Genomic DNA, 12,338 nt, shown 5'->3' on the forward strand with positions numbered 1-12,338 from the left:
GCTGGTGGTGGCGGGGCTGGAGGAGGGCGTCTGGCCGCGCGGCGCGCCGCTGGACCCCTTCCTGTCGCGGCCGATGCGCGAACGGCTGGGCCTGCCCAGCCCGGAGCGGCGGATCGGTCTGTCGGCCCACGACTTCGCCCAGGCGGCCTGCGCGCCCGAGGCGATCCTGCTGCATTCCGAGCGGCGCGAGGGCGCGCCGGCGGTGAAGTCGCGCTGGCTCTGGCGGCTGGAGACCCTGGCGCGGGGCGCCGGCGTGGAGATCCCCGGCCGGCCGGAGGCGATCGAATGGGCCCGGCGGCTCGACGCGCCCGACGGCTACGCCCCGGCCCGGCGACCCGCCCCCTGCCCGCCCGTCGACGACCGGCCGGCGAGGCTGGCGGTGACCCGGGTGGAGGCCCTGACCCGGGACCCCTACGCCGTCTGGGCGCGCGACATCCTGCGGCTCTACCCGCTCAAGCGGCCGGACGAGCCGGTGGAGGCCCGGGCCCGCGGCGAGGCGATCCACGCGGCCTTCGAGCGGTTCGCCAAGGACCATCCGCGCGAGCTGCCGCCGGACGCGGCCGACATCTTCGCCCGGCTCTACCTCGACGCCCTGGAGGCCGCCGGCATGCCGCGCGAGGGGCTGGCGCGCGAGACCGCGCTCGCCCGGGAGGCCGCCGCCTGGGTCGCAGGGCTGGAGGCCCGCCGCCGCGCCGACGGCCGGGCGATCCACGTGGAGAAGTCGGGCGAGCTGCCCCTGGAGATCGCGGGACGCCGGTTCACGCTGACCGCCAAGGCCGACCGCATCGAGGCCGACCCGGACGGCTTCGGCCACATCCTCGACTACAAGACCGGCCGCGCCCCGTCGCAGAAGATGGTCGACACCGGCTTCTCGCCGCAGCTCACCCTCACCGCCGCCATCCTGGCCCGCGGCGGGTTCGCGGACATCGGCCCGCTGAAGCCCGGCGAGCTCACCTACCTGGAGGTCACCGGGCGCAAGCCGGCCGGCCGCGAGGAGGTGCGCGCCACCGCCGGCGACGAGAGCGAGGCCGCCGCGCTGAAGGCGCTGCAGGGCCTGGAGGATCTCGTGGCGCGCTACTTCGAGCCTGACCGGCCCTATGTGTCGCGCACGGCCCCGCAGTTCGTGAAGCAGTACGCCTCCGACTACGACCACCTGGCCCGCGTGTTCGAGTGGGCGACGAGCGGCGAGGAGGGCGAGGCGTGAGCGCCCTCACGAGCCAGCCCGACCCGCAGCGGACCGCCGCCGACCCGGCCATCTCCGCCTTCGTCCGCGCCAACGCCGGGTCCGGCAAGACCAAGACCCTGATCGACCGGGTGGCCCGGCTGCTGCTGGAGCGGGCGGCGCCGGAGACCATCCTGTGCGTCACCTACACCAAGGCCGCGGCGGCGGAGATGCAGCGCCGGCTCTACCGGCTGCTCGGCGACTGGTCGGTGATGGCCGACGAGGCCCTGGTGCGCCAGCTCGCCGAGCTCGAGGGGCGGCCGGCCGAGGGCTACGACCAGCGGCGGCTGTCGGAGGCGCGCGCCCTGTTCGCCCGCGCGCTCGAGACGCCCGGCGGGCTGAAGATCCAGACCATCCACGCCTTCTGCGAGAAGCTGCTGCGAAGGTTCCCGCTCGAGGCCGGGGTCTCGCCGGGCTTCCGGGTGATGGACGATGCGGCCTCCGCCGCCGTGGCCGCCGCGGCGCGGGCGGACGTCGCCCACCACGCGCTGAAGGTACAGGGCCCGGTGGCCGAGGCCTATGCGCGGCTGTCGGTGGCGCTCGACTTCGCCAGCTTCCAGCAGATGTTCCTCGACTTCGAGTCCCGGCGCGGCCCGCTGCAGGACTTCTTCGCCGCCCGGGGCGGGCTGCCGGGGGCGGTGGCCTGGGTGTGGGCCGCCTGCGGCCTGCCGCCGGGAACCAGTCCCGACGAGGTGGAGGCGCAGGCGCTCGCCGGCCTCGACCGGGCGCTGTGGCGCGCGGCCGCCGAGGTGCTGGGCCGCAGCGGGACCAACGACCAGAAGTGCGCCGCCAAGCTCGCCCGGGTCGCCGAGCTGGCCGAGCCCGCGCTCGCCGACCAGCTCGCCGCCCTGTTCACCGAGGGCGGCGAGGGCACGCCGGTCACCCTGATCGCCAAGACCGCCGGGCTGAAGTCCGACGAGGGGCTGCGCAGCCGGATGCTCGCCGAGCAGGACCGGCTGGCCGACGCCCGCGAGCGGCTGCGGGCGGCGCGGGTGGCGCAGGACACGGTCTATGCGCTCACCCTCGCCCAGGCCTATCTGACCACCTACGGCCTGGAGAAGCGGCTCTCCGGGGCGCTGGACTTCGCCGACCTGATCGAGAAGACCCGCGCCCTGCTGGGCAGCCGGCCGGCGGCGGCCTGGGTGCTCTACAAGCTGGACGGCGGCATCGACCACATCCTGGTGGACGAGGCGCAGGACACCGCCCCCGACCAGTGGGAGATCGTCCGCGCGCTCACCGCCGAGTTCTTCGCCGGAGAGGGCCGCAACCGGCGCGGGGCGCTGGACCGCACCCTGTTCGTGGTCGGCGACGAGAAGCAGTCGATCTATTCCTTCCAGGGCGCCGATCCCGAGCGGCTGGTCAGCGAGACCGAGCGCTACGTGGCCGAGATCCGGGCCGCCGAGCGGCAGGCCCAGCCGGTGCCGCTGCTCGCCTCCTGGCGCTCCACCGCCGAGGTGCTGAGCTTCGTGGACGCGGTGTTCGAGGCCGGCGTGCCGCCCCTGCCCGACCCGCTGTCGCATCCGGCCATGCGCGCGGGCCATCCGGGCTGCGTGGACCTCTGGCCGCTGGTCGAGGAAGGCGAGGCGGCAGAGCGGGAAGCCTGGACCGTCCCCCTCGACGTGGAGAGCGAGGCCAGCGCCACCAAGCGGCTGGCGGCGGCGGTGGCCTGCGAGGTCCGCGACCTGGTGGCTCGCGGCGACGCCGTGTTCGACCGCGACCTCGGCGAGGCCGGGGACTGGCGGCCGGCGAGCTTCGGCGACGTGCTGATCCTGGTGCGCAAGCGCGGGCCCCTGTTCGAGGAGATCCTGCGGGCCCTGAAGCACGCCGGCGTGCCGGTGGCCGGGGCCGACCGGCTGGCGCTGTCGGCCCACATCATCTTCGACGACCTGCTGGCGCTGGCCCGCTTCGCCCTGTTCCCCGACGACGACCTGACGCTGGCCGCCCTGCTGCGCAGCCCGTTCTGCGACGTGGACGACGAGAGCCTCTACCGCCTGGCGCACGGCCGGAAGGCGTCGCTGTGGGCCGTCCTGCAGGCCCGCGCCGACGAGGCGCCGGAGTGGCGGGCGGCGGCCGACCTGCTCGGCTGGCTGATCGGGGAGGCGGGGACGCGGCGGCCCTTCGAGCTGTACGACGCGGTTCTGGGCCGGACGGACGGACGCGGGCGGTCGATGCGCGCGCGGCTGCTGCGCCGGCTGGGCGGCGAGGCGCAGGACGCGCTGGACGAGTTCCTGGCCCAGGTGCTGGCCGCCGAGACGCGCGGCCTGCACACACTGGAGGGCCTGGCCGCGGCCTTCGCCAGCCTCGACATCGTGGTCAAGCGCGAGCTGGAGGGCGGACGCGACGAGGTGCGGGTGATGACCGCCCACGGCGCCAAGGGGCTGGAGGCGCCGATCGTCTTCCTGCCGGAGACCACCAGCCAGCAGGGGGCCCGCGGCTCGCCGCTGATGGAGACCGACGACGGCGGCTTCCTGTGGTGCGCGTCGGGCAAGGCCGACTGCCTGCCCAGCGCCGCGGCCCGCGCCCGGCGCGCCGCCCGCGAGGAGGCCGAGTCGCTGCGGCTGCTCTATGTGGCGCTGACCCGGGCCCGCGAGCGGCTGGTGCTGTGCGGCAAGCTGCCGGGCAACCGCAAGGAATCCGGGCTGAAGGGCTGGTGGGCGGCGATCCGCGCCGGCTTCGAGCACGAGGGGATCCGCGGCCGGGTGCGCCAGGTGGCGTGCGGCGAGTTCCAGGCCCTCCGCTACGGCGACGATCCACGCCCCCTGGGCCGGGGCGCCCGCACGGCGCCGGTCCCCGCCGCCCTGCCCGCCTGGGCCACGGTCGCGCCGAAGGCCGAGGCCTTCGCGCGCTATGCCTCGCCGTCGGACCTGGGCGAGGCGGCGAAGGCGCCGGCGCCCTCGCCGCTGGCCGAGGCCGGAGGGCTGGGCCGCTTCCGGCGCGGCGACCTGATCCACCGGCTGCTGCAGATCCTGCCCGACCTGGAGCCGTCTGCCCGGGCCGAAGGCGCGCGGGCGCTGCTGGGTCGGGAGCCCGACCTGACCGAGGCGCAGCGGGCGGAGATGACCGCCGCGGCGCTGTCGGTGCTGGAGGACGCCCGCTTCGCCGAGGTGTTCGGCCCCGGTAGCCGTCCGGAGGTGGGGATCGCCGGGACGGCGGCGGCCCTGCCGGCGGGCCTGCGGATCTCCGGCCGGATCGACCGGCTGGTGGTGCTGCCCGACCGGGTGCTGGTGGCCGACTTCAAGACCAACCGGCCCTCGCCCGCGCGGATCGAGGACGCCGATCCGGCCTATCTGCGCCAGATGGCGGTCTATGCGGCGGTGCTGGGCGAGGTCTTTCCCGGGCGGGCGATCGAGGCGGCTCTGGTGTGGACCGACGGCCCCAAGCTGATGCCGATCCCAGAAATCCTGTTGACCCGGACGCTTGCCGAGCTGAGCCGGAGCGGTTGATAGGAAGGCAGGCGCCGCCTACATCGGCGGATCAAGAGGCGTGAGGCCGCGTTTGCAACCTGGGCCCACGCAGAAGGAGCTACCCATGGCCACTGTGAAGGTCACCGACGAGTCGTTCGAGAAGGACGTGCTGCAGGCCGAGCGCCCGGTGCTCGTCGATTTCTGGGCGGAATGGTGCGGCCCCTGCAAGCAGATCGCGCCCGCCCTGGAGCAGATCTCGGACGAGCTCGGCGGCCAGGTCACCGTCGCCAAGCTGAACATCGAGGAAAGCCCGACCACGCCCTCGCGCTATGGCGTGCGCGGCATCCCGACCATGATGCTCTTCAAGGGCGGCCAGATGGCCTCCATGAAGGTCGGCGCCATGCCCAAGCAGAAGATCCTGGAGTGGCTGAACGAAGCCGGGGTCGCGGCCTAGCCAGTCGTCGCGTGGGCCCGCCGCTCAAGCCCTCCTCCTCGATGGAGGAGGGTTGGGTGGTGGTGGACCCGCTGAGCCGAAGCGGATGGCGCCAGGGGGCGCCTGCGCCCTGCGGCGCCCGTCGCCTCGTCGCCCTGCAAACACCACCATCCCCGCCCGTCCTCCATCGAGGAGGAAGGGAGCAGCCTCGGGCATGAACCAGGGGCGCGCCGCGGTCCGGCCCCACATTTCCCCAGCCTGACCGCTTCGCGGTCTGTCCCTCCCCATCAAGGGAGGGAAACTCACGTCGGCCAGGTCTCGGGGCTCAGGGCCAGGACCTCGCCGGCGAAGTGCAGGCCGCCGCAGACCAGGACGTGGGGCGGCGGGCCCTCGGCGGAGAGCGCGCGGCGCACGCCGGCCTCCACGTCCCCCACCTCCTCCACTTCCAAGCCGTTGGCGCGGGCGGCCTCGGCGATCTCCGCGGCCGGGGCGGCGTTGGGCGAATCGAAGGTGGTGGCGAAGACCTTCGGGTGCATCTCGGCGAACGGCTGGAAGAAGCCGCGGGCGTCCTTGCGGGCGAACATCCCCACCACGAGCGCCAGCGGCCGGCCGTCGCGGTCGGTGAGGCGCGAGGCGGCCTCGGCGAGCGCCCGGCCGGCGTGGGGGTTGTGGCCGCCGTCCAGCCAGAGGTCGGAGCTGCGCGAGCGGGCGAGCTCGGCGAGCGGGCCCCTGGTCAGGCGCTGGAAGCGGGCCGGCCAGACGGCGGAGGCGACGCCCTGGCCGATGGCGTCCTCGCTGAGGCTGGGGTCGAAGGTGAGCGCCGCGGCCACCGCCAGGCCGGCGTTGGCGAACTGGTAGCCGCCGAACAGGCTGGGCGGCGGCAGGTCGAGCAGGCGCTCGGGCATCTGCACCAGCAGGCGGCCGCGCTCCTCCCAGGCGTCGAAGTCGCGGCCCATGAGCAGCATGGGGGCCATGCGCGCGTCGGCCTCGCGCTCGATGATGTCGAGCGCCTCCTCCTGCTGGCGGGCGACCACCACCGGGCGGCGGGGCTTGATGATCCCGGCCTTCTCCCAGGCGATCTTGGCGAGGCCGGGCCCCAGCATCTCCAGGTGGTCGTAGTCGACCGGCGTGATCACGCTGACGGCCGGGGCGTCGAAGATGTTGGTGGCGTCGAACCGGCCGCCCAGCCCCACCTCCACGATGCAGAGGTCGGCGGGGGTGTCGGCGAAGGCCTGGAGGGCCAGGACGGTGGTGATCTCGAAGAAGCTGATCGGCTCCCCGGCGTTGGCGGCCTCCAGGCGGTCGGTGAGCTCCATGAGCCGCGCGTCGCTGATCAGCTCGCCGGCCACGCGGATCCGCTCGGCGAAGCGCACGAGGTGAGGCGAGGTGAGCGCGTGGACCTTCAGCCCTTGCGCCTCGGCGATGGCGCGCAGGTAGGCCACCGTCGAACCCTTGCCGTTGGTGCCGGCCACGTGGATGACCGGCGGCAGGCGCCGCTCGGGGTGGCCCAGGGCGGCGAGCAGGCGCTCGACGCGGCCGGTGGTCAGGTCGATGAGGCTCGGATGGTTGGCGCGCAGGCGCTGGATCACCGCGTCCGAGGCGCGGATCGGATCGTGGTCGATCGCGGGAAGGGTCACATCAGGCGGCGGAGGGAAGTCGCTCGCGCCCCATCATGAGGGTCTTCAGGATCGAGCCCAGCACCACAGGAAGCTCGGCGCGGGTGACGACCTTGTCCACCATGCCGCGCTCCACCAGGAACTCGGACTTCTGGAAGCCCGGCGGCAGGGTCTCGCGGATGGTCTGCTCGATCACCCGGCGACCGGAGAAGCCGAGGGTGGCGTTGGGCTCGGCCAGGTGGACGTCGCCCAGCATGGCGTAGGAGGCGAGCACGCCGCCGGTGGTGGGGTCGGTGAGCGCCACGACGTAGGGCAGGCCCGCGGCCTTCACCTCGTTGAGCGCCAGGGTGGTGCGGGCCATCTGCATCAGGGAGAGCGTGCCCTCCTGCATCCGCGCGCCGCCCGAGGCGGTGAAGATCACGAACGGGACCTCGCGCTTCACGGCTTCCTGCGCGGCCTTGATGAAGGTCTCGCCGGCGCCCATGCCGAGCGAGCCGCCCATGAAGCTGAAGTCCTGGACCACGACCACGGCCGGCTGGCCCTGGATGTTCCCGTAGCCGATGGCCATGGAGTCCTGCTCGCCGGTGGCCTTGCGGGCCGCCTTCAGCCGCTCGTGGTAGGGCCGCTCGTCGGGGAACTTCAGGGGATCGTCGGCGACCACGGGCGAGGCGATCTTCTCGAACACCCCGTCGTCGAAGGTGATGCGCAGGCGCTGGGCCGCGCCGATCCGCATGTGGAAGCCCGAGGGCGTGACCCACAGGGCCGCCTCGAGGTCGGGCCGGTAGATCATCTCCCCGGTGTCGGGGCACTTGACCCAGAGGTTCTCGGGCGTCTCGCGCTTGGCGAAGGCGTTGCGCACGCCGGGCGCGATCCGGGCCAGCCAGCCGCGACGCTCGCGTCCGCCCTGGGTCCGTCCGGGCTTGTCGTTTCTCTGCTCAGCCATCGCCATCGGTTCTAGACCATCGTCGTTTGGCCGTTGCGCGCGAAGCGCACAGACTTAGCCAAGGATTCAGCTTTGGAAAGAACTCGCCGGGTCACGTCTTCGTTTCTATCCACCGCTCCGGCGACTTCATCCACAAGCGCGGAGCCCACGACGACCGCATCGGCGACGCGTGCTACCGCAGCGGCCCTTTCCGGAGTCTTGATGCCGAAGCCCACGGCGACCGGCAGGCCCGAGGCCCGGCGCACCCGCTCGACGTTGGGCGCCACGGCCGTGGCGTCGGCCTCCTTCACCCCGGTCACCCCGGCCACGGAGACGTAGTAGACGAAGCCGGAGGTGCGCCGGACGATGGTCCGGAGCCGGTGGTCGTCGCTGGTGGGGGTGGCGAGCCGGATCAGGGAGACGCCGGCGGCGTCCAGGGCGTCGGCCAGGGGATCGGCCTCCTCGGGCGGGCAGTCGACGACGATCAGGCCGTCGATCCCCGCCTCGGCCGCGTCGCGGGCGAAGGCGGCGAAGCCCCAGGTGAGCAGGGGGTTCATGTAGCCCATGAGGATCAGCGGGGTCGTGTCGTCGCCCTCGCGGAAGGCGCGGGCGAGGTCCAGCGTGCCCCGGAGCGTCATGCCGTTGGCCAGCGCCCGCTGGGCGGCGCGCTGGATCGGCGGGCCCTCGGCCATGGGGTCGGAGAAGGGGAAGCCCAGCTCGATGAGGTCGGCGCCGGCGGCGGGCAGGCCCTGCAGGATCTTCAGGGCGGTGTCGCGGTCGGGATCGCCGGCCATCACGTAGGCGACGAAGGCCGCGCGGCCTTCCTGCTTCAGGGCGGCGAAGCGGGCGTCGATACGGGCGGTGGTCAAATCTGGCGTCCCAGGTGGGCGGCCACCGTGCCCACGTCCTTGTCGCCGCGGCCGGAGAGGTTCAGCACCACGATCCCGTCCTTGCCGACCTCGCGCACCACCTCGGGCAGGCGGGCGAGCGCGTGGCTGGATTCGATGGCCGGCAGGATGCCCTCCAGCTTCGAGAGCAGCATGAAGGCCTCCAGCGACTCGGCGTCGGTGGCGGTGAGATAGGTGGCGCGGCCGACGTCGTGCAGCCAGGAATGCTCCGGGCCGATGCCGGGATAGTCGAGGCCGGCGGAGATCGAGTGGGCCTCCTCGATCTGGCCCTCGCGGTCCTGCAGCAGGTAGGTGAGGTTGCCGTGCAGCACGCCGGGGCGGCCGCCGTTGATGGCTGCCGCGTGGCGGCCGGTGTCCATCCCCTCGCCCGCCGCCTCGACGCCGATCAGCTTGACCTCGGCGTCGTTCAGGAAGGGGTGGAAGATGCCGATGGCGTTGGAGCCGCCGCCGACGCAGGCGACCACGGCGTCGGGCAGCCGGCCCTCCAGCTCCAGGATCTGCTCGCGCACCTCGCGGCCGATCACCGCCTGGAAGTCGCGGACCATGGCCGGATAGGGGTGCATGCCGGCGGCGGTGCCGATCAGGTAGTAGGTGTCGTGGACGTTGGTGACCCAGTCGCGCAGGGCCTCGTTCATGGCGTCCTTGAGCGTCGCCGAGCCCGAGGTCACCGGCCGCACGTCCGCGCCCAGCAGGTTCATGCGGAAGACGTTGGGCTTCTGCCGCTCCACGTCCACCGCGCCCATGTAGACCACGCAGGGCAGGCCGAAGCGGGCGCAGACGGTGGCCGTCGCCACGCCGTGCTGGCCGGCGCCGGTCTCGGCGATGATCCGGGTCTTGCCCATCCGCATGGCCAGCAGGATCTGGCCCATGCAGTTGTTGATCTTGTGCGAGCCGGTGTGATTCAGCTCCTCGCGCTTCAGGTAGATCTTCGCGCCGCCGTAGTGGGCGGTGAGCCGCTCGGCGAAGTAGAGCGGGCTGGGCCGGCCGACATAGTGCTTCAGGAAGCCGTCGAGCTCGGCCTGGAACGCCGGGTCGGCCTTGGCCGCGGCGTAGGCGGCGTCCAGCTCGTGGACCAGCGGCATCAGGGTCTCGGGCACGTAGCGGCCGCCGAACTCGCCGAACCGGCCGGCGGCGTCGGGATAGGCCGAATAGTCGTTGGGTCTGGCGGGCGCGTTCACGAGGCGGTTCAGGCTCGTCTGGCGGCGTCCAGGAACGCCGTGATCAAGGCCGGGTCCTTTAGGCCGGGACCGCGCTCCACGCCAGAGGAAACGTCCACCATGGGGGCGCCGGACTGCTGCACGGCGTCGGCCACGTTCCAGGGATCGAGCCCGCCGGCCAGGAACCAGGGCCGCCGGAAACGGCGCCCCGACACCAGGGTCCAGTCGAAGCTGTGGCCGGTGCCGCCGGGGCGGGTGGCGTCCTTCGGGGGCTTGGTGTCGAACATCAGGTGCTCGGCCACGGTCTCGTAGTCGGCGGCGGGAGCGAGGTCGGCGGCGTCCCCGATGGCCAGGGCCTTGACGATGCCGGTCCCGGCGCGGGCGCCGATCTCGCGCACCCGGGCGGGCGTCTCGGCGCCGTGCAGCTGGATCAGGTCGGGGGCGAGGCCCCTGGCCACCTCGTCCACCTGGGCGTCGGAGGGATCGACCAGCAGGGCCACGACCTTGGTCCGGTTGCGCGCCGGCTCGGCCAGCCGGCGGGCGGCGTCGATCGCCAGGTTGCGCGGGCTCTTCGGGAAGAAGACGAAGCCCAGGAAGCCCGCGCCGCCGTCCAGGGCGGCGCGCACCGCCTCGGGCGTCGAGACCCCGCAGATCTTCGTGCTCACGCTCATGCGCGGGGATTAGGGGATGAAGCGGAACGGGGGCAAGGGGCGGCCCGTTCTCAGCCCTGACTCCAGGGAGAACCACAATGCCCCACACGTCCGGAAACCTCGGCCGTCTCGCCACCGGCGCGGCGCTCGGCCTGATGGCCGGCCTCGCCATCCCCCACGCCCGCAAGGCGGTGATGCAGGGCCCCTCGCTCGCCGCCGGGGACTGGGTGGCGGCGCTCACCGCCGAGCACCGGATGGTGGAGAAGATGTTCGAGCAGCTCCTCAAGACCCGCGACGACGAGATGCTGAAGCGCGAGATGCTGCTGACCAAGATCGCCTATGCGCTGACCAAGCACGCGATCGAGGAGGAGAACGTGATCTATCCGGCCCTGGCCGAGAACGCCCGGACCGACCAGTCGCACCACCTGACCGAGGACCACGCCGAGGTGAAGACCTTCATCTACGACCTGCGGCGCACGTCCTCCACCGACCCGCGCTGGCTGATCAAGGCGCGCGCCTTCTGGACCCAGCTTCAGGAGCACATGCGCGAGGAGGAGGACGAGATCTTCCCGGCCTTCCGCGACGCCCTGCCGCCGGAGGAGAACGCCAAGCTGTTCAAGATGCTGAACTGGGAAGGCTTCAAGGTCGCCTAGACCGCAGGCCCGATCGCCGCCAAGCTGCGCTCCGGGTTGGGAGCGCAGGACATGGCCGAGCGGCTGGACAGCGAAGGCCTCTGGCGCGTCTGGCGCGAGATGGTGCGCGCCATGACCGTGCGCGGGCTCGTCTGGGACAGCATCTTCGGGCGCAGCGCCTGGAGCCAGTGGGGCGTGGACTACGTCAGCGGCCTGCGCCGCAACCGTTCGAGCCTCAGGGTGGCCGACATCGTCCGCGGGCTGGCGCCCGCCGACCAGCGCCGCCTGCACGCCATCGCCGCGATCAACCACCGCCGGCTGGAGTCGGTGGCCCGCTGGAGCGGGGTGGCCTTCGTCACCGTGCCGGCGTCCGCGGCCCTGGTCCTGAACCAGCTCGCGCCGCAGGTGCTGGCCCGCCTCGAATGGGACGCCGTCGACATCTTCTTCGCCGGTGCGGGTCTCGCCTGGATCGGCTGGATCATGATGGCCGCCTGGCGCGCGCGGCAGATGGTGGTGGTGACCGAGCTGACCATGATCGAGCTCGACCTGCTGCCGGACGCCGGCGAGGCGGAGGGCGCGGACGCCCTGATCGAGGCGCCCCTCGGGGCCTAGGACCCGGTCCCGTCGCGCCCGGCCTGGGCCTTCAGGAGGTCGCGGATCTCGATCAGCAGGGATTCCTGCGGCGTCGGGGCGGGCGGGGTCGGCGGCCCCTCCTCGGCCTCGCGCCGGCGGATGACGTTGATCATCTTCACCAGCAGGAACACCGCCCAGGCGACGATCAGGAACTTGATGCCGGCGTTGATCAGCGCCCCGTAGTGGACGGCGACGCGCTCGTCCACGGCGGTGGCCGGGTTGTCCGCCTTCAGCACCCAGGCGAGGTGCGAGAAGTCGATCCCCGACAAGAGCAGGCCGATCGGCGGCATCACCACCTGGTCGACCAGGGTCTTGACGATGTCGTTGAAGGCCGCGCCGATGATCACGCCGACCGCCAGGTCGATGACGCTGCCGCGGGCGATGAACTCCCGGAATTCCTGGATCACCCCGACGCGGCGCCGGAGAGCCCCGGGCGGGTCCGAGGGGGCGGCCACCGGCCTACTCGTCCACGGCGTTGAGCCGCTCGCGCAGCTCCTTGCCGCTCTTGAAGAAGGGCACGTGCTTTGCGCGCACGTCCACCGGCTCGCCGGTGCGGGGGTTGCGGCCGGCGCGGGCGTCGCGCGAGCGCACGGAGAGCGCGCCGAAGCCGCGCAGCTCGACCCGGCCGCCGTCCTCCAGGGCCAGGATCATCCGCTCGAGGATCACGCCGACCACGCGCTCGATGTCGCGCTGCGTCAGGTGCGGATTCTCTTCCGCAAGCTTGGCGATGAGCTCGGACTTGATCATGCGGCCCTTCGGGG

Annotated in this window: 12 protein-coding genes; 5 read left to right on the forward strand and 7 right to left on the reverse strand. The window is 73.0% G+C overall.

Going from position 1 to position 12,338, the window contains the following annotated elements:
• The 3 genes from V7Z97_RS03395 to trxA all read left to right on the forward strand — a co-directional run.
• Positions 1-1,204, forward strand: a 1,204-nt coding sequence (locus V7Z97_RS03395) for a PD-(D/E)XK nuclease family protein (protein ID WP_334161431.1), incomplete at its 5' end; no start/stop codon positions are given.
• The gene (addA, locus tag V7Z97_RS03400; protein WP_334161432.1) at positions 1,201-4,665 is read left to right on the forward strand and encodes a double-strand break repair helicase AddA; all 3,465 of its coding nucleotides are present in this window, start codon (positions 1,201-1,203) and stop codon (positions 4,663-4,665) included. The genes V7Z97_RS03395 and addA, both read left to right, overlap by 4 nt.
• 85 nt (positions 4,666-4,750) lie before the next feature.
• Positions 4,751-5,080: a thioredoxin gene (gene trxA, locus V7Z97_RS03405; protein ID WP_325459092.1), complete on the forward strand. Its 330-nt coding sequence runs from the start codon at positions 4,751-4,753 to the stop codon at positions 5,078-5,080.
• Between the two features lie 281 nt (positions 5,081-5,361).
• Here trxA and V7Z97_RS03410 read toward each other — a convergent pair whose 3' ends face one another.
• The 5 genes from V7Z97_RS03410 to V7Z97_RS03430 are packed head-to-tail and all read right to left on the reverse strand — an operon-like array spanning position 5,362 to position 10,333.
• Entirely contained in the window at positions 5,362-6,696 is a 1,335-nt protein-coding gene (locus V7Z97_RS03410; protein ID WP_334161435.1) for a bifunctional folylpolyglutamate synthase/dihydrofolate synthase, read from the reverse strand.
• Between the two features lies 1 nt (position 6,697).
• Entirely contained in the window at positions 6,698-7,624 is a 927-nt protein-coding gene (accD, locus tag V7Z97_RS03415) for an acetyl-CoA carboxylase, carboxyltransferase subunit beta (protein ID WP_334161436.1), read from the reverse strand.
• Positions 7,625-7,629: 5 nt separating this feature from the next.
• Positions 7,630-8,466 (reverse strand): tryptophan synthase subunit alpha, encoded by an 837-nt coding sequence (trpA, locus tag V7Z97_RS03420; protein ID WP_334161438.1) that lies wholly within the window; start codon positions 8,464-8,466, stop codon positions 7,630-7,632.
• A complete protein-coding gene (gene trpB / locus V7Z97_RS03425) occupies positions 8,463-9,683 on the reverse strand; it encodes a tryptophan synthase subunit beta (RefSeq protein ID WP_334161440.1) in 1,221 nt (406 codons plus the stop codon). Before trpB ends, trpA begins: the two co-directional genes overlap by 4 nt.
• 8 nt (positions 9,684-9,691) lie before the next feature.
• The gene (locus tag V7Z97_RS03430) at positions 9,692-10,333 is read right to left on the reverse strand and encodes a phosphoribosylanthranilate isomerase (RefSeq protein ID WP_334161441.1); all 642 of its coding nucleotides are present in this window, start codon (positions 10,331-10,333) and stop codon (positions 9,692-9,694) included.
• Positions 10,334-10,410: 77 nt separating this feature from the next.
• Between V7Z97_RS03430 and V7Z97_RS03435 the strand changes: the two genes are divergently transcribed.
• Positions 10,411-10,965, forward strand: coding sequence for a hemerythrin domain-containing protein (locus V7Z97_RS03435; RefSeq protein WP_334161443.1), 555 nt, complete (start codon positions 10,411-10,413; stop codon positions 10,963-10,965).
• A gap of 51 nt (positions 10,966-11,016) precedes the next feature.
• Positions 11,017-11,556 (forward strand): hypothetical protein, encoded by a 540-nt coding sequence (locus tag V7Z97_RS03440; protein ID WP_334161444.1) that lies wholly within the window; start codon positions 11,017-11,019, stop codon positions 11,554-11,556.
• Here the strand turns inward: V7Z97_RS03440 and mscL are convergent.
• Positions 11,553-12,032 carry a large-conductance mechanosensitive channel protein MscL gene (gene mscL, locus V7Z97_RS03445; RefSeq protein ID WP_334161446.1) on the reverse strand — a complete coding sequence of 160 codons (480 nt, stop codon included), beginning with the start codon at positions 12,030-12,032 and terminating at the stop codon, positions 11,553-11,555. The genes V7Z97_RS03440 and mscL overlap by 4 nt on opposite strands.
• A 4-nt stretch (positions 12,033-12,036) precedes the next feature.
• Positions 12,037-12,324 (reverse strand): integration host factor subunit beta, encoded by a 288-nt coding sequence (locus V7Z97_RS03450; RefSeq protein ID WP_325459100.1) that lies wholly within the window; start codon positions 12,322-12,324, stop codon positions 12,037-12,039.
• Positions 12,325-12,338 lie beyond the last annotated feature (14 nt).

Source organism: Phenylobacterium sp. (genome assembly GCF_036821595.1).
In the GTDB taxonomy this organism is placed as follows: domain Bacteria; phylum Pseudomonadota; class Alphaproteobacteria; order Caulobacterales; family Caulobacteraceae; genus Phenylobacterium.

What these genes read in the sequence shown, in the direction of transcription:
- V7Z97_RS03450 (WP_325459100.1), bottom strand. Translation starts at nt 12,324, where the DNA reads ATGATCAAGTCCGAGCTCATCGCCAAGCTTGCGGAAGAGAATCCGCAC.
- V7Z97_RS03435 (WP_334161443.1), top strand. Translation starts at nt 10,411, where the DNA reads ATGCCCCACACGTCCGGAAACCTCGGCCGTCTCGCCACCGGCGCGGCG.
- trxA (WP_325459092.1), top strand. Translation starts at nt 4,751, where the DNA reads ATGGCCACTGTGAAGGTCACCGACGAGTCGTTCGAGAAGGACGTGCTG.
- V7Z97_RS03440 (WP_334161444.1), top strand. Translation starts at nt 11,017, where the DNA reads ATGGCCGAGCGGCTGGACAGCGAAGGCCTCTGGCGCGTCTGGCGCGAG.
- V7Z97_RS03430 (WP_334161441.1), bottom strand. Translation starts at nt 10,333, where the DNA reads ATGAGCGTGAGCACGAAGATCTGCGGGGTCTCGACGCCCGAGGCGGTG.
- accD (WP_334161436.1), bottom strand. Translation starts at nt 7,624, where the DNA reads ATGGCGATGGCTGAGCAGAGAAACGACAAGCCCGGACGGACCCAGGGC.